General features: G+C 60.3%; 18 protein-coding genes. 7 read left to right on the top strand and 11 right to left on the bottom strand.

What is annotated here, in order from left to right; translation table 11 throughout:
• Positions 1–13: 13 nt before the first annotated feature.
• From cbbX to K6T64_RS09450, 9 genes are all read right to left on the bottom strand, one after another.
• Positions 14–910, bottom strand: a complete 897-nt coding sequence (cbbX, locus tag K6T64_RS09410; RefSeq protein ID WP_288009830.1) for a CbbX protein — start codon at positions 908–910, stop codon at positions 14–16.
• Positions 911–935: 25 nt separating this feature from the next.
• Complete coding sequence (locus K6T64_RS09415; protein WP_288009831.1) at positions 936–1,367, bottom strand: ribulose bisphosphate carboxylase small subunit; 432 nt, start codon at positions 1,365–1,367, stop codon at positions 936–938.
• A gap of 52 nt (positions 1,368–1,419) precedes the next feature.
• Entirely contained in the window at positions 1,420–2,871 is a 1,452-nt protein-coding gene (locus K6T64_RS09420; protein WP_288009832.1) for a form I ribulose bisphosphate carboxylase large subunit, read from the bottom strand.
• A gap of 132 nt (positions 2,872–3,003) precedes the next feature.
• A complete protein-coding gene (glpX, locus tag K6T64_RS09425; protein ID WP_288009834.1) occupies positions 3,004–4,077 on the bottom strand; it encodes a class II fructose-bisphosphatase in 1,074 nt (357 codons plus the stop codon).
• Positions 4,074–5,108 carry a type I glyceraldehyde-3-phosphate dehydrogenase gene (gene gap / locus K6T64_RS09430; RefSeq protein WP_288009836.1) on the bottom strand — a complete coding sequence of 345 codons (1,035 nt, stop codon included), beginning with the start codon at positions 5,106–5,108 and terminating at the stop codon, positions 4,074–4,076. Before gap ends, glpX begins: the two co-directional genes overlap by 4 nt.
• Positions 5,109–5,149: 41 nt before the next feature.
• Positions 5,150–6,079 (bottom strand): phosphoribulokinase, encoded by a 930-nt coding sequence (locus tag K6T64_RS09435; protein ID WP_100668709.1) that lies wholly within the window; start codon positions 6,077–6,079, stop codon positions 5,150–5,152.
• Between the two features lie 70 nt (positions 6,080–6,149).
• Positions 6,150–7,013 carry a class II fructose-1,6-bisphosphate aldolase gene (gene fba / locus K6T64_RS09440; protein WP_100668708.1) on the bottom strand — a complete coding sequence of 288 codons (864 nt, stop codon included), beginning with the start codon at positions 7,011–7,013 and terminating at the stop codon, positions 6,150–6,152.
• 293 nt (positions 7,014–7,306) lie between these two features.
• Positions 7,307–8,194, bottom strand: coding sequence for a LysR substrate-binding domain-containing protein (locus K6T64_RS09445; protein WP_100668707.1), 888 nt, complete (start codon positions 8,192–8,194; stop codon positions 7,307–7,309).
• Positions 8,195–8,207: 13 nt separating this feature from the next.
• The gene (locus K6T64_RS09450; protein ID WP_288009840.1) at positions 8,208–9,389 is read right to left on the bottom strand and encodes a phosphoglycerate kinase; all 1,182 of its coding nucleotides are present in this window, start codon (positions 9,387–9,389) and stop codon (positions 8,208–8,210) included.
• Positions 9,390–9,711: 322 nt separating this feature from the next.
• Between K6T64_RS09450 and pstS the strand changes: the two genes are divergently transcribed.
• The 4 genes from pstS (at position 9,712) to pstB (ending at position 13,476) form a co-directional block, all read left to right on the top strand.
• Complete coding sequence (gene pstS, locus K6T64_RS09455) at positions 9,712–10,818, top strand: phosphate ABC transporter substrate-binding protein PstS (protein WP_288009842.1); 1,107 nt, start codon at positions 9,712–9,714, stop codon at positions 10,816–10,818.
• Positions 10,819–10,902: 84 nt separating this feature from the next.
• Positions 10,903–11,790, top strand: coding sequence for a phosphate ABC transporter permease subunit PstC (gene pstC, locus K6T64_RS09460; RefSeq protein ID WP_288009859.1), 888 nt, complete (start codon positions 10,903–10,905; stop codon positions 11,788–11,790).
• Positions 11,778–12,680, top strand: a complete 903-nt coding sequence (gene pstA, locus K6T64_RS09465; RefSeq protein ID WP_288009844.1) for a phosphate ABC transporter permease PstA — start codon at positions 11,778–11,780, stop codon at positions 12,678–12,680. The genes pstC and pstA overlap by 13 nt, the downstream gene beginning before the upstream one ends.
• Positions 12,681–12,687: 7 nt before the next feature.
• Entirely contained in the window at positions 12,688–13,476 is a 789-nt protein-coding gene (gene pstB, locus K6T64_RS09470) for a phosphate ABC transporter ATP-binding protein PstB (RefSeq protein WP_288009846.1), read from the top strand.
• A gap of 16 nt (positions 13,477–13,492) precedes the next feature.
• Here the strand turns inward: pstB and K6T64_RS09475 are convergent, their stop codons facing one another.
• The gene (locus K6T64_RS09475) at positions 13,493–15,808 is read right to left on the bottom strand and encodes a GGDEF domain-containing protein (RefSeq protein WP_288009849.1); all 2,316 of its coding nucleotides are present in this window, start codon (positions 15,806–15,808) and stop codon (positions 13,493–13,495) included.
• A gap of 157 nt (positions 15,809–15,965) precedes the next feature.
• Positions 15,966–16,376 (bottom strand): hypothetical protein, encoded by a 411-nt coding sequence (locus K6T64_RS09480; protein WP_288009851.1) that lies wholly within the window; start codon positions 16,374–16,376, stop codon positions 15,966–15,968.
• A 390-nt stretch (positions 16,377–16,766) separates the two neighbouring features.
• On the opposite strand from K6T64_RS09480, the gene K6T64_RS09485 reads away from it, so the two are divergent.
• The 3 genes from K6T64_RS09485 to K6T64_RS09495 all read left to right on the top strand — a co-directional run.
• Positions 16,767–19,991 (top strand): ATP-binding protein, encoded by a 3,225-nt coding sequence (locus K6T64_RS09485; RefSeq protein WP_288009852.1) that lies wholly within the window; start codon positions 16,767–16,769, stop codon positions 19,989–19,991.
• Positions 19,992–20,005: 14 nt separating this feature from the next.
• The gene (locus K6T64_RS09490) at positions 20,006–20,617 is read left to right on the top strand and encodes a DUF7680 family protein (RefSeq protein ID WP_288009854.1); all 612 of its coding nucleotides are present in this window, start codon (positions 20,006–20,008) and stop codon (positions 20,615–20,617) included.
• A 21-nt stretch (positions 20,618–20,638) separates the two neighbouring features.
• Positions 20,639–21,726: DUF1156 domain-containing protein (locus K6T64_RS09495; protein WP_288009856.1), on the top strand; the 1,088-nt coding region annotated here is incomplete at its 3' end.

Genomic DNA, 21,726 nt, shown 5'->3' on the forward strand with positions numbered 1-21,726 from the left:
GATCTTCGTCAGTTTAGGTGGCGCCGGCCTGGCTCTGCTGCAGGACCCGGCTCGCCGTGATGTCTTCTTCCTCGATGGTCATCAGGTCCTCGACCGAACAGGTGCAGGGCCGCGCGAAGAGGCGGTTGGCCTGGCGAAGCCGCGCCCGGTCGAGGGCGTTTCGCACGCTGCGGGCATTGGCAAAACGGGGCATCTGTTTTCGCCGTTCGATATAACTCCGCAATGCCCGATCCGCCGCGGGGCTGAGGCGATAACCCATGTCGGCCAGCATCAGCTTCGCAATGTCCATCAGTTCATCCAGGGTGTAATCGGGAAACTCAATGTGGTGTGCGATGCGCGAGCTCATGCCCGGGTTGGATTTAAAGAACTGCTCCATGCGGTCTTTGTACCCGGCCAGGATGACCACCACATCATCTCGCTGATTCTCCATCACCTGAAGCAGAATCTCGATCGCCTCTTGACCATAATCTCGCTCATTCTCCTGCCGATAGAGGTAATAAGCTTCGTCGATAAATAGCACACCGCCCATGGCCCGTTTGAGCACCTCTTTGGTTTTGGGCGCCGTGTGTCCAATGTACTGGCCGACCAGATCATCCCGGGTGACGGCCACCATATGGCCTTTGCGCACGTACCCGAGGCGGTGCAGGATATCGGCCATCCGCAGGGCGACGGTGGTCTTGCCCGTCCCCGGGTTCCCGGTGAAGGACATGTGCAAGGAGGGAGGAGGTGTTTTCAGTCCGACCTGTTTGCGCATGCGGTCCACCAGCAGGAGGGCGGCGATCTCGCGAATCTTCGTCTTGACGGGCCGCAGTCCGACCAACTCGCGGTCCAACTGATCGAGCACCTCATAGATGGCCGTTTCTTTTGCGATTTCGTGCAGATCGACCTGCAGGGATTCGGCCTCCGCCATTGTCCTTCCTCCTTCGCCGCGCCCTTCAGGAATCAAACCGAGCGTCTTTGGGCCGGTCCGTGGCATAACTGGTCAACGTGTAACGGATCTGGCGATCACTTTTTTCTTGGCGAATGACGTGGAATCCAGGGTCTTCTTTGGGACGTTGCACGATGAAAGAAAGCGCTGTCGTCTGCCGGCCGTAACTGCGATCGTAGGCGTTCAGCCGGATGTAGCAATTCGGATACGCGGTGCGGCAGGCCCGGAGTTCCGTCAGGACCGCCGCGGCGTCCTGGATGTCGAACATCGGCAGTCCCCACATATCCCAGTACACATTCCGCGGGTGCGGATCATCGGTGAATTCAATACTGATCGCCCAGCCATTTTGTATAGAATATTCGAGCTGTTTGGCGATTTCTTCATCGCTGAAGTCGGGTAAATAGGAAAATGTCCCCTGTGTCAGTCGGAAATGGCTCATTTCCCCGCCTCTCCTCTCCAAATGGTCATGTGACTTCGCGGGTCTCCCCGGTTTAGAACGTCGGGGTGGCGACGACGTCCGGAGTGTCGGTAGAGGCGTAGTTAAAAGTCACGTCTTTCCACACGTCCAATGCCGCCCGGAGCTCCGGAGACCATTTGGCCGCTTTCTCCAGAATTTCGGGTCCTTCCCGCAGGATATCCCGTCCTTCGTTCCGCGCCTGAATCATGGCTTCGATGGCCACCCGGTTGGCCGTGGCGCCGGCTGCGATGCCCATGGGGTGTCCGATGGTCCCGCCGCCGAACTGGAAAATGACATCTTCACCGAACAGGTCGATCAATTGATGCACCTGGCCGGCGTGGATTCCACCCGAAGCCACGGGCATGACCGCGGGCATCGAACCCCAGTCCTGCTCGAAAAAGAGCCCGAGCCGCGGATCGGCGTCGTATTTCATCCCGCGCAGGGTTTGATAATACCCCTTGGTGATGTTCGGATCTCCTTCCAATTTCCCAACCACGGTCCCGGCGTGGAGATGGTCGACCCCGGCGAGGCGCATCCATTTGGCGATCACCCGGAAGGACACCCCGTGGGTTTTCTGCCGGGTGAAGGTGCTGTGCCCCGCCCGGTGCAGGTGCAAAAGGACGCTGTTGCGCCTGGCCCACTTGGCCAGGGATTGGATCGCCGAGTAACCGACGGTCAGGTCGATCATCACGATGACGCTTCCCAGCTCCTTGGCGAATTCCGCCCGCTCGTAGATGTCCTCCATCGTCGCCCCGGTGACGTTTAAATAATGGCCCTTGATCTCGCCGGTTTCCGCCATCGCCCGGTGCACAGCTTCCATGGCGTACAAGAAGCGGTCCCGCCAGCGCATGAACGGCTGGGAGTTAATATTCTCGTCGTCTTTGACAAAATCGAGCCCGCCCCGCAGCGCCTCGTAGACGACGCGGCCGTAGTTGCGCGCCGACAACCCGAGCTTCGGCTTGGTCGTCGCTCCCAGGAGCGGGCGGCCGTACTTGTTGAGCATCTCCCGCTCCATGACGATCCCGTGGGCTGGCCCCTGGAAGGTCTTCACGTAGTGCAGCGGGATGCGCATATCCTCCAGCCGGAGGCTCTTGAGGGCCTTGAATCCGAAAACATTGCCGATGATCGACGATGCCAGGTTGGCAATGGAGCCTTCCTCGAACAGATCGATGTCGTAGGCGATATACGCGATGTACTGGTCGGTTCCGGGGACGGGATCGACACGGAACGCCTTCCCTTGGTAATGTTCGTACGTCGTCAGTCGATCGGTCCACACCACGGTCCAAGTGGCGGTCGAAGATTCTCCGGCCACCGCCGCCGCCGCTTCTTCCGGATCGATCCCCTCTTGGGGAACCACCCGGAATGCCGCGATGACGTCCGTATCTTTCACCTCGTAATCCGGCTGCCAATATCCCATTTCCTTATACGGAATGACCCCGGAGGCCCAGCGTTTTTTCGCATCCTGTTCCACGGTCGTTTTTCTCACCCCTTTATTGGTGTCCCCGGGACTTGCTCCCAGTGGAGGAGGAAGATCTGGATCGTTCTTTTGGCCCTCATTATAAAGAGAACCCTTTCCGTTGACTAATACCGATCTTTCTGGATATTGATAAGCGTCCGCTTATGCGTCCCCAGCTTCCACGGGTGTTGGCGTGCCCTTGGGGATTCCCGCGGCCGGGGAGTCCTGCTCGCCTCGATAGGGGGTAGGCTTGCTCGGCAGGTGATGGCGCCCGTGAATCTCTCGCACCGTCCGGGTCCAAGCCCGGGCGACGATGGTGTGGGTCAGAGCCGTCTCCCCGGGCAGAAAGCGCACGCCTTGCAGGAGGGCGCCATCGGTGATGCCCGTGGCCGCTAAGAGCGCATCTTCGCTCTTGACCAGATCCTCCAGCATCAACACCCGCGCCGGGTCCTGGATCCCCATGGATGCCATCCGGGCCAGCTCTTCCTCGTGTTGGGGCACCAGGCGGCCCTGGAAATCCCCGCCCAGGCATTTAAGCGCCACGGCGCTGATCACGCCTTCCGGCGCCCCGCCCCGGCCGAGGAGCATGTCGACCCCGGAGCGTTCGTCACAAGTGGCGAGGGCCGGGCTGACGTCGCCGTCCCGAATCAGGCGGGCCCGGGCGCCGAGGTTGCGGATCTCCTCCAGGATGTGCTCATTCCGCGGCCGATCGAGAAGAACCACCACCACATCTTCCACCCGCTTGTCGAGGGCTTTGGCCACGGCCCGGATATTGTCCCGGACGGGGGCGTCCAGGTGGACGTGGCCCCGGGCCCGGGGTCCAACGGCGATTTTGTCCATGTACATATCCGGGGCGTGAAGCAGTGCCCCTCGGGGTGCGGCCGCGATCACGGCGATCGCCCCGCCTTCCCCCCGGGCGAGGATGTTCGTTCCCTCCAAAGGGTCTACGGCGATGTCCACCCGGGGACCCGCGCCGCTGCCGACATGTTCGCCGATATAGAGCATCGGGGCCTCATCGAGTTCCCCTTCACCGATGACCACCGTGCCGTCGATGTCGATCTCCCGCAACACTTCCCGCATGGCTTTGGTCGCCGCATCGTCCGCATGCCACTTATCCCCCCGGCCGAGCCACCGCGCCGCGGCCAGGGCCGCCGCTTCGGTCACCCGGGCCATCTCCATGGTGAGCGCCCGCAACTGACCACTTTGCCACAAGGTGGCGTCTTCGGGTTTCGTCATGTCTGATCCCCCACCGGATAAGCGACTTTGTTCCGCAGTCCAACATACTCCATCAGGTCGACCATGCGATGGGCAAAGCCCATTTCGTTGTCATACCAGCCGAGGATTTTGACCGTGCGCTCGCCGATGAGCATGGTGGAAAGGGCATCGACGACGCAGGAGTGGACATCCCCGATATAGTCCGATGACACCAGCGGCTCGAAGGACACCTGGAGAATGCCCTGAAGGCGTCCCCGGGCGGCCTCGGTGAACACATGGTTGATCATTTCTTCGTCAGCCGGCTCTTGTAGGGTCGCGACCAAATCCACCAGGGATACGTTCGGGGTCGGTACCCGAATGGACACGCCATTTAACCGGCCGGCCAGCTCTGGGAAAATCTTTCCGATCGCCCGGGCGGCCCCGGTGGTGGTGGGCACGATGGACTGGCTGGCGGCCCGGGCCCGACGAAGGTCTTTGTGCGGGTTATCCAGGATGCGCTGGTCGCCCGTAAAGCTGTGCACCGTCGTCATGGCGCCTTCCACAATCCCGAAGGCATCCTGGAGAACGGCGATGATCGGGGCCAAGCAGTTGGTGGTGCAGGAAGAGCTGGAGATGATGTGGTGTTTTTCGGGATCATACAGTTCGTGATTGACGCCATAGACCACCATGAGATCGTCAGACTTGGCGGCGGTGGTGATGATCACTTTCCGTGCCCCGGCCTCCAGATGGGCCGCGGCCGCGTCCCGGGTGGTGAACTTGCCCGTCGCCTCCAGCACGATTTCGACGCCGAGCTCGCCCCAGGGCAGACGGAGCGGGTCGCGGTCGGACACGACGCGAATCCAGCGGCCGTTCAGGCGGATGCCGTCGCCGTCCGCCGCCACTTCCCCGGGAAACCGGCCGTGTACACTGTCGTATTTGATCAGATGGGCGAGGGTCGCCGGGTCGGTCGTCGCATTCACCGCTACGACGTCGAGCTCCGGCCGGGAGTCCAAGGCCCGGAGCACCAGTCGTCCGATCCTCCCCATCCCGGAGATCCCCACTCGGATGCTCATTCGCTTACCCTCCTGTCCTTTTGTGAGTCAGTTTTCGTGGGTCAATTCGCCCATGCTCCTTGGATGCCTTGCCGCCCGTAAGCCAGCTCCATGATCATGTTCGCAACGAGAAACTGGGTGACTCGAATGGGGTCGTAATCCCGCTCGTTCATCTTTTCCTTGAGATGGGCCGTGTCGCTGATCATCTCCATCAGCGCGCTCATGGAGGTCGGTGCGGTCTTGCCCTGGATATCGGCAACCTCCATCTCCTCGCCGACGATATTTTCGTAATAGTGTACCGCTTCGATCAATCCGAACCTGGAACCGAGGGAAAGCCATTTCACCAACCGCCGTTTGGGTCCGCGCAGGCGTTCGGCGATCTGGACTTTAATCGGCTCGGGGTTATCTTCCGTGGGAGCCCGGTCGTCATCCGGTACGTACTTAATGACCAGGTCGGCCCAGGCCTTCTGGGGTTCGATATACCGGACAACATCGGTTCTGCGCCGCTCGATTTCCGCCAGGACCTCCTCCTCGGTGTAACCCCGGGTTTCCCGGTCCCGGCGCACCTTCCAACGCACCCGCAACCGGGTGTCGGTGTCAAAATAGATTTTTAGATCCAGAGCTTCCCGCAGTTTTTCCAAGTAGAGGATGTGCAGCCCCTCCAAGAGGATGATGTCTGTGGGGGTGACATTCTCCGGTGGGGCGATGGTGCCCGTGCTGTGGTCATAAATCGGTTTTTGAATCGTCCGGCCCGCCTTCAGCTGCCAAACGTGGTCGACGAGCAGGCCGAGGTTGTTCGCCTTCCACGGGTGGAGGGCGGTGACGCCGATTTGATTGCGTTCCCGCCGATCCAAAGAATGGTAGTCGTCGATGGAGATGGTCATCACGCGGTCGGAACCGATCAACTCTCGCAACTCTCCGACAAAGGTGGATTTTCCCGCTCCGCTATCGCCGGCGATCCCGATGAGAATGGCCTTGGGTCTCCGCTGCATCGCCTCTCCCCCCTGACATCAAAAATTGTTCAGCCGCTGCGCCCTGGCCGCGGATCGGGAATGCGCGTCATCAATATCGATTGTGACTGCCGAACAGACGAATCTTTTTCCGCACGATCTCTTTCACGGCTTCCCTTGCTGGACCTAAATATTTGCGCGAGTCGTACAATTTAGGATCATTATCGAGCTTTTCGCGAACAATCCGGTTAAATTCCATCTGGGCCTCCGTGTTGACGTTGATCTTCGCCACTCCCAGAGAGATCGCCCGCCGGACATCGTCGTCGGGGACACCGGATCCTCCGTGTAGGACGATCGGTTTTCTCGTCTTTTCGAAAATGTTCTCAAGGCGCCCAAAATCGATCTCCGGTGCTGTCCGATACATGCCGTGGGCCGTCCCCAGGGCCGGGGCTAAGGCGTCAATCCCCGTCTCCTCCGCAAAGCGGATCGCATCGTCGACCCGGGCGAGCATCGCCTCCCGCTCGTCCACGGACACCTCGTCCTCCGTCCCGGCGATCTGCCCGAGCTCCCCTTCGACGTCCACGCCCGCGGCGTGGGCGGCGTCCACCACCCGGCGCGTTTCGGCGATATTCCGGTCCAGTTCGTGCTCGGAGCCGTCGTACATCACCGAATCAAACCCGCCCCGGATGGCCTGCTGGACCACTTCGAAATTCGGCCCGTGATCGAGGTGCAGGATGACCGGAACCCGGGCACGGAGTTTCGCCGCATCGGCCAGGGCGGTCAAATAGTGCAGGCCGATGTACTTCATCGAGCTGACGCTCACGCCGAGGATGACCGGGGATCGTTCTTCTTCGGCCACTTCGACGATGGCCTGGAGGTACTCCAGGCCGTTGAGGTTAAATTGGCCGACCGCGTATCCTTTGGCATTGGCGTCTTCGAGCACTTCCCGATACGATGCTTTGGGATGGACGTGCAAACGTGTTCGCCTCCTTCATCCGTCTGTGTTGGTATCGACTGTACCCAGGGGCCCACCCGCCGAGCCCGGTCCGGTGGGTCGCCCCGACCCCGGCGGGGCCGGTCCCTGCCGACTCCCGGCGGGTGTTCCACGTGGCGGTACAACCGAATTGCTACCATGATAGCAATCACTTTTTTAAGACGCCAATCGATCTTTTCGCATGCTACGATACGTGGTTGCTTATGTCTTCCTCGGATGGTAGAACTTCGTTACACAGGTCGGAATGGCCAATTTTATCCATACGGCGGCCAGGGTTATGAATTAAGCAGTAAATTACGGAAAATTTTTGCGAATGGGGAGAGGCTGCGTTCATCGGCATACACCACATACCATTTTCGCATGATCGGCAAATGGTCGACGGAGAGGACTGTGAGTTTTCCCACCTCCAGTTCCGTTCGCACCGCCGCCTCGGAGACGATGGAGAGCCCGAGTCCCGAAGCCACCGCCTCCTTGATGGCGGCGATACTCCCGAGCTCCATAGTGATACGGGGCGCCAGGCCGTGTTTGTCAAAGAACATCTCCACCGTGCTTCGGGTTCCCGAACCGCGCTCCCGCATGAGAAACGGTTCCTCCACGAGCCGATCCAGGGGAATGTTCGCCTCCCGGGTCAGGGGATGATCGGGTGGTGCGATGACGACCAGGGGGTTGTCTTTGAACGGATCGGCGTTCAGGTTGGCGGGTACCCTGGGATAGCCCATCACCGCGAGATCGACCTCCCGGCGAACCAGGCGTTGCAAGACCATACTGCGATTGCCGACATCGAGTTTGATGTTGACCCGCGGATACAGGTCGTGAAACTGGTGCAAAAAAGGGGGGACGACAAAGGCTCCGGCCGTCGTATCCGCGGCGATTTTCAGACTGCCGATATGATGGCTGCGGATGTCCCGCACCGTCTGATGGATGGCTTCGAGCTGCTTGAACAGCTGGTTGGCCGCGTCCTTCAGGTACAGACCGGCTTCGGTCAGGACGATTTTTTTCCCCGACTGCTCAAAGAGCTCGACGTCAAAATATTCTTCTAATAGTCGAATATGTTGGGAGACAGCGGGTTGGCTCAGGTACAGTTCGTCGGCCGCCCGGGAGAAACTCAGGTGTTTGGCGACCGTTTGAAAGACGTACAGTCTGCGAAGGTTGAGGTATTCCATCGGACATCACCGGTCACGCCCGGTCCTGCAAAACGGCGACGCCCGGGAGTATTTTTCCCTCCAGGAATTCGAGGGTGGCGCCTCCGCCTGTGGACAGGTGGGAAATCCGGCGGGCAAGTCCTGCACCCTCAATGGCGGCCAGGGAATCTCCGCCGCCGATCACCGATTCCGCTTCCGAATCGGCCACGGCCCGGGCCACGGCGTAGGTACCTTCGGCAAAGGGCGGGACTTCGAACACGCCCATGGGCCCGTTCCAGAGGATAAGCCTTGCACTCATCAGCTCCCGCCGGTAGTGTTCGACCGTTTTCGGTCCGATGTCCAGGGCCTGGGAACTACCCGGGATCGCGGAAATGTCGACGATCTCACGGGGTGCATCCGGTTCTGGCGCCGGCGCGGTGACGACATCCACGGGTAAACGAAGGTGGGTTCCGCGGGATTCGGCCTGCTCGATCAGCCGGCGGGCCACGTCGACTTGTTCAGGTTCGTAGAGGGATGCCCCGACGTCAAAGCCCTTGGCCGCGAGAAAGGTGTTGGCAAGGCCGCCGCCGAGCAGAAGCACGTCCACTTTCTGCAACAAGCTTTCGATGACGCCGATTTTGTCCTTGATTTTGGCCCCGCCGATGACGGCCACAAAGGGGCGCTCGGGGGCCGCGAGCACCCGGGACAGCACGGTGATCTCTTTGTCCATGAGGTACCCGGCGTAGGCGGGCAGATGTTCGGCCACTCCCACGGTGGAAGCGTGGGCGCGGTGCGCCGTTCCGAAGGCATCGCTCACGTAAAGTTCGGCGAGATCGGCCCAGGACCGGGCCAGTTCCGGGTCGTTGCGGGTTTCGCCCGGGTGAAACCGCACGTTCTCCAGCAGGAGGACCTCCCCCGGCTGCATGCGCTGGGCGAAGTCGGCGACCTCTGGCCCGGCGACTTGGCCCGGGAAGGCCACCGGGCGGCGGAGAAGCCGAGAGAGGTGGGCGGCGACCGGCGCAAGGCTGTACGCGGGGTCGGCCGTACCCTTGGGTCGGCCGAGGTGCGACGCGAGGATCAGTTTGGCCCCCCGTTGAATCAGGTCTTCAAGCGTCGGCAGACTGGCTCGGATCCGGGTATCGTCGGTGATCTGCCCGTCTTTCATCGGCACATTGTAGTCGACTCGAACGAACACCCGGCGATGGGTCACATCCACGTCGCGAATCGTGGCTTTCACAGGCGTACCTCCTTTGCGCGAAATGATCGTCGCATGGCGAACATGCACGATTATTTAATTCTTTTCACAAGTGAATCGAAAGTCAAGCGGGGGGATTGGCCCGATTGTTGAATATTTCGTGAACGGGCGGGTGTCAAAGGTTCATCGAACCCTCATTATCCCTTTGCGAATCTATAATCCAGGGATGATTTTTATTTAACATAGAAGTTGTACAATCCAAGAAAACAGAAGGGTTCGGACGTGGTTCGGAGGCCCTTGCGAACGGACAAGATGCCCTGAGAGACGGATTGCCCTTGAGTGTCAGATGGGGGAGGGCTGGGAGATGTTAAGGAGACTTGTTGCGCTGATGGCGTCAGTTTTCCTGGGGCTGGTGTGGGTCGTGGGCTGTGGGGGTTCCGGGGCGGGGTCCGGTTCAGCAGGGGCGCCGTTGCCCAGATCCGGCGGAAAAGCGGTGTTGTTGAACGGCGCCGGAGCCACGTTTCCGTATCCGCTGTACTCTCGTTGGATGGATGAGTACAGTCGCCTGACACCGAATGTCAGAATCAACTATCAATCCATTGGCAGCGGCGGGGGAATCGAGCAGATTAGCAAGAGAGTCATCGATTTTGGAGCCAGCGATGCGCCCTTGACGGACGAGATGCTCAAGAAGATGCCCGGGGAGATTTTACATATCCCGACGGTGCTGGGTGCTGTGTCCATCACCTACAATCTGCCCGGCATCAAGGACCCGGTCAAGTTCTCTCCGGACGTGCTGGCTGATATTTTCCTGGGACGGATCACCAAATGGGACGATCCTAGGATTGTGGCGCTCAATCCCGGTCTTAGGCTGCCGTCTAAGAGCATCGTCGTGGTGCACCGGAGCGACGGGAGCGGTACCACGAACATGTTTACGGACTATTTGAGCAAAATCAGCCCGGCCTGGAAAGAACAAGTGGGGATGGGGACGTCGGTGAACTGGCCGGTGGGGGTGGGGGCGAAGGGCAGTGAAGGGGTGTCTCGCCAGCTTCAGTCCACCACCGGAGCGATCGGTTATGTGGAGTTGTCCTACGCCTTGCTGAACAATCTGCCCTACGCCCTGATTCAGAATCGGGCCGGGAAGTTCGTGGCGCCAAGCCTTGAGACCACGACGGCGGCGGCGGCCGGGGCGGCGTCGAGCATGCCGGACGATCTGCGGGTCTCCATTGTGAACGCTCCGGGGGAGAACGCGTACCCCATCGCGGGGTTCACGTACATCTTGGTTTTCAAAGAGCAGGCGGACCCGGACAAGGGGCGGGCTTTGGCGAAGTTTTTGTGGTGGGCGGTCCACGACGGGGAGCGGATGGCGCCGCCCTTGGCCTACGGCCCCTTGCCTCCGGAAGTGCTGTCCAAGGTGGAGCAGAAGTTGAAGAGCATGACGGCGCAGGGGCAGCCCTTGCTCGCCGGGCCGTAAGAGGGCCGGGGCGGAGCTTGGGCCCCGCGCTGGTGAAAGGGGGAGGGCGCGATTCACGAGCAGTGCGATCGATGGTTTTGGAGAATCACGGCGGGGGCGGCCCTCGGGCTGATCGTGTTGGTGGTGCTAATGGCTCTGCTCATCTGGCGCTCGGCGGAGCCGTCGGTACAGACCTTTGGAGCCTCTTTTTTGATCGGCCGAGAGTGGGATCCGGTTCACCACCGATTCGGGGCCATGCCCTATATCTACGGCACCTTGGTTTCTACGCTCCTGGCCCTGTTCATCGCCGGGCCGACCAGTCTGGGGGCAGCGATCTACATCTCGGAGTTCGCGCCCCGCAGGCTGAGGACGGCCCTGGGGTTTTTGGTCGACCTGTTGGCGGCCGTCCCCGGGGTCATCTACGGCCTGTGGGGGAGCTTCATTTTGGCTCCCTGGCTGGGGAGTTACGTGGAACCTGCTCTCAAACAGGGCTTGGGGTTTCTGCCATTTTTTCAAGGGCCGACGATGGGCATCGGGATGCTCGCCGCCGGGGTGATCCTGGCGATCATGATTTCCCCGGTGATTACCGCGGTGTGTCGGGAGGTCCTGGAGGTGGTGCCGGCGGGGCAGCGGGAGGCGATGATCGCCCTCGGGGCGACGCCCTGGGAGGTGGTTCGCCGGGCGGTGCTTCCCTATGCCCGAACGGGCATCGTCGGAGCTTTTACCCTGGGTCTTGGTAAAGCCATCGGGGAGACGATGGCGGTGACCATGGTGATCGGAAATCGACCGGATATCGCATGGTCGCTGTTCGCCCCGGCCCACACCATGACCAGCGTGATCATTAACGAGTTTGCCGAGGCGGTGGATCCGCTGCATCTGGCGGCGCTGATTCACATCGCCCTCGTCCTGTTTCTGGTGACGCTCTTTATCAACATGCTGGCGCGTCTTCTCATCTATCAAATCAGCCGGAGGGTCAAACAATGGAGCCTGTAGATCCATGGGCTGGCCCGGCGGTGCGGGAGACCCCCCGGATCCAGGTCTCGGCGGACGCCCGGCGCCAGGCGTGCAGCCGGCTCATGACCGGCCTCAGCCTGGCCGCCACCTTAGTTCTCCTCGCCGTGTTGCTGATCGTGATGGGCTACATTCTCCTGAAGGGCGTCCCGGGGCTGAGCGTGCATTTTTTCACCCGACTGCCGGCGCCCGTGGGGATGTCCGGGGGCGGGGTGTACCACGCCATTACCGGCAGCCTGGTCTTGGTGGGTCTGGCCTGCGCCATCGCCGTGCCCTGGGGGGTGGCGGTGGGGATTTTTCTCTCGGAGTTCGGCCGGCGGGGGAGACTCGGTCAAATCGTTCGGTTCACCGCCGACGTGCTGAGCGGCATGCCTTCGATTACCGCCGGGATTTTTATCTACACCCTGGTGGTCGTGAAGATGGAGACGTTTTCCGCTCTGGCCGGGGGATTGGCGTTGGCCATCGTGATGCTTCCGGTGGTGGCGCGCAACACCGAAGAGATGCTGCGCCTGGTGCCTGAGGGACAGCGGGAGGCGACCATGGCCTTGGGGATCCCCTATTGGCGCACGGTGCTTTGGGTGGTGCTCCCTTCGGCAGGGCGGGGGGTGGGCATTGGGATTACCCTGGCCGTGGCGGGGATTGCCGGGGACCCCGTTCCTCTCTTTTTCACGGCGCTGAACAATAACTATTTTTCCCTGGACCTCACGCAACCGATCTCCTCCCTGCCCATGGAAATCTTCCGGTATGCAGCGGCGCCTTTTGCGGCGTGGCACCGGCTGGCGTGGACCGGGGCGCTGGTCCTCATCGTGATCATCGTCTTGCCGATGCTCCTGGTGCGCCTCCTGCTCCCGGGGTATAGAATCAGGAGGTGACGGGCCGATGGCCGTGGCATTTCAACCGGCTCCCTCGAAGCTGCGGGTCGAGGGGCTCCAGGCGTGGTATGATGACCACCAGGTGTTAAAAGGTATTTATCTTTCTGTCAGGATTCATTCCATTACGGCGGTGATCGGGCCTTCGGGGTGCGGGAAATCGACGTTCATTCGGTGTTTGAATCGCATGCATGAAGTGGTACCCGGCGCCCGGGTGTCTGGAAATGTGTACATCGACGGTGAGGATATTTATCAAAATCTGAGTCCCGCCCAGGTGCGCAGGCGGGTGGGAATGGTGTTTCAGACGCCGAACATTTTTCCCACCCTATCGATTTTTCAAAATGTGGTAGCCGGGCTATACCTGAACGGGGTTCGAAATCGCAGGCTCCTGGAGGAGAAGGCGGAATCGTGCCTGCGCCAGGTGGGGCTATGGGATGAGGTGAAAGATCGGCTGCACGATCTGGCCGGGGGGCTTTCCAGCGGGCAGTTGCAGCGGGTGTGCATCGCCCGGGCGCTGGCGGTGGAGCCGGAGGTCCTGTTGATGGACGAGCCGAGTTCCGCCCTGGATCCCATCACCACGATCCGCATCGAGGGGTTGATGCGGGAGTTAAAGGAGAAGTACACGATTGTGCTCGTCACCCACAATATGCAGCAGGCGGCGAGGGTCTCGGATTATACGGCCTTTTTGTATCAAGGGGAGTTGATCGAATACGGATCGACGCCCGAGGTGTTCATCCGGCCCCGAGATCGGCGGACGGAGAACTACATCACCGGGCGGGGGGACGGCGGAGCGCCGTAGGGCGAAGCGCGGCGTCCTAACTCGGCCGGTGGCGGCGCTCTTTCACGAAGACACTTCCCTCCATGGATTTGGCGTATTTTTTCAACCCCGCGGCGATCCGGGATAACTCCTCCGGGCTCTGGTAGTGGCCGGGGTGGCAATCGATGAGCGCCAAGGAGACGGTCATGAGGGGCAGGCGAACGGGCCGGTCCTGGCGGTCCCGGGAGTCGATGTAGCCCCGCTTCCGGTCTTCGGGGTCGTACAGTTCCGGCACCCTCTCGTCAAAGGCTTCGATGACGCCCCGGCAGATCGCCTCAGACACCTCCGGGCGGGTGACCACAATAAAATCATCGCCGCCGATGTGCCCCACCAGGTCGTCGGGCCGGCCCAAACGGCTGACCTGCTCGGTGAGAATCGATGCTGTCATTTTGATGGCCTGATCCCCCCGCTCAAAGCCGTAGCGGTCGTTGAACCCCTTAAAATGATCCAGGTCGGTGTAAATGACGCTAAAGGGCTGTCCGCCGCCGAGCCGGCTTAGAAGCTCTTCTTCGATGAGGCGGTTGCCCGGGAGGCCGGTGAGGGGGTTGGCGAAACGGGCCGCCTCCACCTGGATGCCGGTGATGGCGTCCAGAAGCTGACGCACCGACACCAGGCCGTGGTAAATCCCATTTTTCGTCACGATGATCGAATCGTAGACCTTGTGGTCCGGCCGGGCCATCGCTAGCTGGCTGACCACCTCCACCGGGGTGTCGTTTTCCACGATGAGAGCCTGGGGATCCATGACGAGGTAGATGGGCCGCTCGGTGTAAACGGCAAAACCGAACTGGGTGCCCAGTTGGTTGAACAGCTTGTCCCGCATGATGAGTCCCGCGGGCCGGTGATCGTCTCCCAACACGGCAACCCCCTCCACCTGGGGGTGTCCGGTGAAAAAATCCACAACATCTTTGGTGACGGTATGTATGTTCATAGTGGTCACCCCTTGGCTGATGCCCCCGACGGGAACGATGCGGCCAAGTCGGGAGTTTCGGTCCCGGACGGATTGTGTATCGTTTTCTTTCATCAGTCGGGCGGCCGCCGCATCGACGGGGGGCGGGGGATAAGCCGGGAGGGCGAGGAAGAACCCCTGGCCAAAAGGCACTCCCAGCCCCTGTAGGGTAGCCAATTCGGCGGCGGTTTCGATCCCTTCGGCGATGATGCGGCCGCCGGTTTTTTCGCCAAAGGTGAGAAAGGTCTCCACCAGGATGCGCTTGGTGGCGTTCTGATCAATGTCCCGGATCAGGGATTGGTCGATTTTGATGAAATCCGGCTGCAGTTCGGCCACAGCCTGAAGGCTCGAATATCCCGCCCCGGCGTCGTCCACCGCCACCTTGAACCCATGCTGGCGATAGTATTCCAGAGATTTGCGAAAGCTCCGAAAATCCTCGATGCCCGTTCGTTCGGTGATTTCGAATACGACGCGATCCGGAGTGGCCCCGAGTTCGTGCAGGTGGTCACGGATTTCGTCGGCGCGGAAGGTCGGGTCATGGACCACTTTGGGGTTGATATTGAGGAACAACATGGAGCCGGAAAGCTCGTTCAGCCCGGCCAGGGCCTTCTTTCGGGCGATCCGCTCCAGGGCGTAGAGGTGATTCGTCTTTTCCGCATAGCCGAACAGGTTGAGGGGGGAGGTGAAAAAGGAGTTCTCCGGTCCCCGGCAGAGAGCCTCATACCCGATGATTCGCCCCGAGTCCATTCGAAGGATGGGCTGGTACACCATGTGGATCGCCTCGTTCAGCAGCAGGTCGGTAAAATCCCGGCGCCTTTCCATTTCTAAGGCGTCCACCTGGTTTTTGGCGACGAGCACTGCCTCTTTATAAGCCTTGTACAGGGCCCGCTCGGCGTTCCCCCGGGTGTCGTCGTCTGGTTCGATGAGACTGAAGCCCACATGAAAATTCAAGCCGGTGGGAATGAGGTGCTTGCACCGGGCGCTCAGTTCAGTGCCCAGCCTTTCTCTGAGTTGCTCCGCCGTCCGGGAGAGTTCCGGTCCCGAGGGCGGCGGTGAGTTTGTCGCGTGAAAATAGACGACCAAATCGTCCCCCCGCCGGCTGATTTCGAGTACCCGGTGGGGAGCCAGAAGCTCCTCCACCCGCTCGTTGATCAACTCGTCGAGGGCGGTGAGCACCTGTCGGCAGTAGAGGGTGCCATAGATCTGTTCGGTGAGTTCAAAATCCACGAGGTCAAAGTATATCATGCCGATCCACCGGCCTTCACGGAGCAACTCCGGGATCCGGGGATCTGTGGCCGCGTCTTTCGAATTGAGGGGCACATGGAGCTTCCTTGCCCATCGGGACAATTTTGCACCCAGATTGCTCATGTCCACTCCCCCCGATATTCTCATGATAAAATAAGCATAGCATAGGTTTTGTTAAGATTGAGTGGTGGCTGTTTAAAAATTCGGCAATGGGAGAGGAGGGGGCCGGAGCCCCGGCCGATGGCCTCGGCCAGAGGCCCAGGCGGGTGGCCCCACCCGCTCACGAGGGCCGGCTTCCCGGCGCGAGGGGGACTGGGGTTTCGGCGCCGGGGTTGCCCATGAGCTCCAGGGCGAAGAGGTGGCCGCTCTCGTCGTATACCGCATTGGCCAGCCAAAAATGTTTTAAAGGAACACAATGATACCGCGTGGAGACCCGAACCGGTTCCCGGCCAGGATCGAACTGAATTGAGTAGGCATCCACCGAGGCGTCGTAGGACACGCGGAGTCGGCCGATCCGAAAGCGCCGTACGGCGAATTTCCCCGGCAGGCGGCGGGCGGTGGCCCGGGATACTTGGAACATGACATCCCGCAGGGCCTTCTCCAGTTCGGCATCCGATCCGGCCCGGTCCAAAATTCGAGCCACCCGCCGGAAGGTGTCCGACTTCAGGTGATGACGATGGACAATGAACACGGGAATCGACTCCTTTCCACACGAGCTGCTAGCCCCATCAAACGGCGGAGCTGGCCCCGGACAGACAAAGTGCCGCTCCGGCGATGGCAGGTGAACGGGCTGCCCTGGATGTCCCCCATCATTCAGTGTATCAAGAGGACGCTGAACCCTGCTTGTCAGCGAATAAAGATTCGCAGAAGATTTTTTGGGGGCGTGGACTTGGGGGAAGATAGCGGAGCAGGTAAAACTGGGCTCAGGGGCATGCCGCGGAAATTCAGATGACGGTATATCCTAGGGAAAAATTACACGTTATACTAAAGGAAAACCCCCAGTTTCTCCGGGGCGTCGTCTGTTGTCGCCGTCTGCGGGGCACCGGGAAGAACGGCGGTACGTTTAAAAGGGGGCTTATGCATGGTATCGGTCTTGGACACCTGTCGGCCGCGGCCGGAACTTCTTGCAGGTTCTTTCAATCCCGAGGTGTTTACCGCATCCCTCAGTCCCATCATGGCCTATTATCACGAAGGCCGGGAGACGATCGATCCTCTGTACACCCATGCGGAACTTTTCTTCCGGGAGGCCACCTATCCCACCCAAGGGCTGCGCCAGGCCCTGACAGAGATTTTTAGCCGCATCGCCGGCGACCGCATGGCCCCGGCCATTCATCGGCTCGAAACCGCCTTTGGCGGCGGCAAAACCCATACCCTCATTGCGTGTGCGCACATTGCCTTCAGAGGCACGGAGCTCAAAGAAGCAGTGCAGGGCATTCTGGATCCAGGACTCCTGCCCGAGCCGGGAACGGTGGCGGTGGTGGGGGTGGCCGGGGACGAGATTCCCGTCCACCGGCCCAAAGGCGATGATCTGGTTCCCTACACATTGTGGGGGGAGATCGCGTATCAAATCGGGGGTCCGGCCCTCTACGAAGAAGTGGAGGAAGAGGCCGGTTCCTACGCGGCACCCGGTCGTACATATTTTGAAAGAGTATTTGGCGGGCGCAAAGCGCTCATCATGTTGGACGAGCTTGCCCAGTATGCGGCCAGGCTGGAGGCGGCTCGGCCGGACGCCTCGGGTCAACTGGCGGCCTTTCTGATGTCTTTGCACGGATATGCCCGGAACCACTCCGGGATCTCCATTGTCCTTACCCTGGCCAGCGCGGCGGATGCTTTCGCCAGGCAGACGGCGCGCTTGGCGCAATTGGTGGGTCAAGTTCGGGGCGAAGAGATCAGTGAGGACGATGCCCTGAGCCTGGGGGAGCAGGCGGTTCGGGGAGTCGCCAGCGTCGTGGCCCGGGATGCCGTGCAGATCACCCCGGTGATGGCTGCGGAGATCTCCTCGGTGTTTGCCAAGCGGCTTTTTGTGTCCATCGACCGCCAGGCGGCGGAGTCGGTGGCGGACGAGTATATGCACATGTATCGGCGAAACTCGAGCTACCTCCCGGACGAGGCCATTCACGACGGGTTTCGCGCCAGGATGGTGGCCCATTACCCTTTTCACCCCACCCTGGTGGACTTCTTGAACAAGAAACTCGCCAGTGCCGAGCATTTCCAAGGAACCCGGGGCGTGTTGCGGGTATTGTCTCTCGTGGTGCGCAGTTTGTGGATGAATCACCAAGCGGTACCAATGATCCACACATGTCACTTGGACATGCGCTCCGATCGGGTGGTCAACGAAATTCTTGGGCGTACCGGCAGTTCGGACCTCCTCTACATCCTTAATACCGATGTCGGCAGCGTGGACACCCAGTCGTTAGAAGGCGGGATGAGCAACGCCCAATTGGCCGACCGGCGCAACCCGCATCCGGAGGGCTATCCACTGTACGAATACACTTGGAAAACGGTGTTCCTGCACAGCCTGGTGGGTCGAAACGAGGGCCTGAATTCCAGGATCTTCGGAATCACAGAGCCCGAGGCCCTGTTTGACGTGTCGTTTCCGGGGCTGACTCCTCCTCAGGTGCGGACGGCGCTGGAAGAGATCCAAGAAAGCGCCTTTTATCTCCGCTTTGAGCAGGGACGGTATTATGCCAGCGAGGAGCCGACGATCAACAGCGTCCTGGCGCGGATTCGGCGGACGGTACAGGCCAGACAGGTGGAGGATCTGCTCCACGACACAGTGCGAAAGATCATCGGCGGTCATTCGCCCTTGTTCCAAATTCAGCACGATGTGTCCCTGCCAGAGGACCTGCCGGACGGCAAAGGCCGGCCGATGCTCGGGGTGGTGTCCCTGACGGCGGAGAGCGTGGACCTTCTTGCCATGGTGACCACGGCAGGAGCGCACCGGCCCCGGGAACAACAGAATCTCATCTTTTTGTTGGTACCTGAAACGGTAGCTGTGCTCCATGAAAGCGAGCAACAGAATCTGTTTCCCACCCGGGGTGCGGAGACGCGTCAACACCTTGAGACCCTGGCCCGGCAACTGAAGGCGATGCAGATTCTGGCGGACAAGCCCCAGAGTTACGGCGTCAATCCCAGGCGCCTCGATGAGTCCGATTTTAAAAAGCGTCGCGCAGAACGGGAACAAGCTCTACAAGCGGCGGTGTCGGGCGCATATACCCGCCTGTATTACAGCGATACCCTTACTGGGAAGATCATTTGTCACGACATTAAGACGGCGGGGGGAGAAAAGGGCTTCCCCTTCCTTGAAGAGATTCGGAAGATCCTGGTGGACGCAATGAAGCTCATCACTGAGGACAGGTTGGACTCGACAGACTTGTTGCCTCAGTTTCGCCCTTTATTTTTCGAGCATGGCGACACAGTGTCCGTCTCTGATCTGCGGCGCAACTTCCAGTGTTTGCGGGGGTGGCCAATTCTTGAAAACTCCGGGATGGTGGATCAGATCGTCCGTCTGGGGGTTCAGACTGGCCAGTGGTGTCTGTACCGGATGGGGGCGCAGGAGGCCGAGCGGCCGGAAGAGTTCTATGATCAGGATGTGGATATGCCCTTGGGGCTGGACCTCCGGGAGCCGGGCTATGCGCTTGTGACGTTGCAGGGGGCCAGACAACGGGGCTGGAAAGGTGAGAGGCCGATCGACCCTGTGGATTTGCGCCGGGAAGTTCGCAAACTGGTGGAAGACCAGGGTTCCGTTACGGTGGCCGACCTCCAAAACCGCCACGGAGATCAGACGGACATCCTTTCGCACGGTGATTTTCCCCAGGTCCTCGCGGATCTTGTCCGAGAGAGAGCGGTGTTCATTGTTCACGTCTCCCCGGTGCCGGGCGGAAAAGCGGAAGTGATCCCCCCGGAACGAGCGATCTATTATGAACTCCAGCCATCCGACGAGCTGGTCTCCAGGTCTGAAGTGTTACGGCGGGGGCTGATTGAAACCCCACCCCAGGAGTTTACGCTGGACGGGAGGGAAGGGGCGGACCGGTTTCTCCCATTGTTGAGACGGCTGGGCAGTTTGTTCAATAAAGGGGCCAAAACCACTTTGGATGAGCTTGACATCACAGGTTTGGAGTTGCCCCACGGAGGCCGCCTGCGTTTAGAGTTGACGAACGCCGGTCCCGAAGACATGCGGGAACTGGGCGAGTTGTTTGAGGTGTTGGCCGGTGTCGCGAACGACGGTGCGGGCACGGCGGTGTACCTGAAGGTGCGGCGGCCGGACGAGGAGTGTCCCTTTTTGCAAGAGCTGAAGCGTTCATGATGAGAGGCGAGTCGATGTCATCTCGAAAATCTGACGACAAGACTGCGGTGCAGGCGGATTATACCGGCCGGGTGCTCCCCCTCGTGCCTCAGTCACCCTGGGTGCTGCGGGTGACGGAGCACAAGGACAAGCCCGTGCCCGTCCTGGTGGTCAAAGAGAGGGTGCGGGTGTGGAGCGGTGGGCAAGATGGGGCTTCGGCCACCTATCACTATGTGCTGAAAGAGCGGGGGTTGATCTACGGCCAGCCGCTTCGCCGCATCCTTCCGGTTGTTCGGGAGATCCTCGTCAAGGTGTGTGACGCCTCGGGGATTCCCCTGGAATTGCACCGGTATCTCGGGAATGGGCGGATTTGGTTTCGGGGAAATCTTCCCCTCGATTCCGAAGCCGGGGAAAAATTAGCTCTCATTTTTAAACTGCAGGAGCGGGTGTCGGATATGGACCGGGTGGAGTTGATCGCCTGGCGGGTGGAGCGGTTCACCCGTGAGGAGGCGGCGTACTGGCTCACCCGGGCCACCCAGTTCGGTGAAGGGCCGAACAGGTGGGCCTTGGCGGGTATGCGCATCATGCTCGGGGGACAGCCGGGGGATAAAGGTATCCAGTCCATGTTGCAGCAACTGCGAAGATGAGGCAAAGAGAGGTTATCGGTTGTGGCGAAGGTTGTGACGGGTACGGATCGGCGATTGATCGAAGCGGGTTTTCCGTGCCATCAGGTGGGGGCGGAGACCCAGAGGGAGCGCGATACAGGGAAAGCACCGCCCACCCACCGACTCCACGTCTGGTGGGCGAGGCGGCCCCTCACTCCGAGCCGGGCGGCGATTCTGGCGTCTTTGTTGCCGGCGGGCACCGATCCGGACTGGTTCTTGCGCCAGCTCGGGATCGAGAAGGTGCAGGCGATGGTCAACGGGGAGCCGTGGACGCTCACGGGACCATTGCGGGAGCAGGTACAGCGCGAGGGTTTGGAGGAATGGTTGGTCATAGACGATAAAGTCATGAAAGCTCTTGAGGCGGAGGAAAAGCGGCGGGAGAAGAATCGGCGAGTAATCCAGAAACTTTCCTCCGCTGACCCACAGCTTGCCAATCACCCTGTTGTCCTTCGCTGGGAGAGAGAATCTCAGCCTCTGCCAAAACCTTGGCTTCTGGGCGGGCGCCTGCCCGTGAGGCGAGTGGCGGCTGATCCTGCTCATGTTAACGAGCGTATAGAGTTTCGAAAGTCAGACCGAGTCAGAAAAGTCCTTGGTCCAGATTTTAGCTGGGATAAAGAAGATCTCTATGGATATGAACGGGCTTATGGTTCTCATCCAGTGCCTGTGCAGGAAGGTTTAACAGTCTTTGATCCGACAGCTGGGGGAGGGTCGATTCCTTTTGAAGCATTAAGGCTCGGGACCAAGGTAATTGTAAATGACCTAAATCCGGTGGCTTGTGTTATTCTTAACGCAACTCTTGATTATCCTGTCCGATACGGCCCAGACCTTGCAACCGATGTAGAAAAATGGGGAAATCTCCTGGTCAGGACACTCGACGACAAACTAGGGCGGGTCTTTCCTGATCATTCGCCCTTACCCGAGTACGAGCGGATGCTATTGCAGAACCACCTTAAAGGGTCTGTGGAGCAACAGTGGGAATTTGATAGAGACGAGGTTGTCGATTACTTGTATTGCCGCCAAGTAACCTGCCCGCATTGCGGCGGGGAGGCACCGCTGCTCAACACCTGCTGGCTGTCGAAGGAGGGCGAGAA

This window comes from Kyrpidia sp. (genome assembly GCF_023512215.1).
Lineage (GTDB): Bacteria > Bacillota > Bacilli > Kyrpidiales > Kyrpidiaceae > Kyrpidia > Kyrpidia spormannii.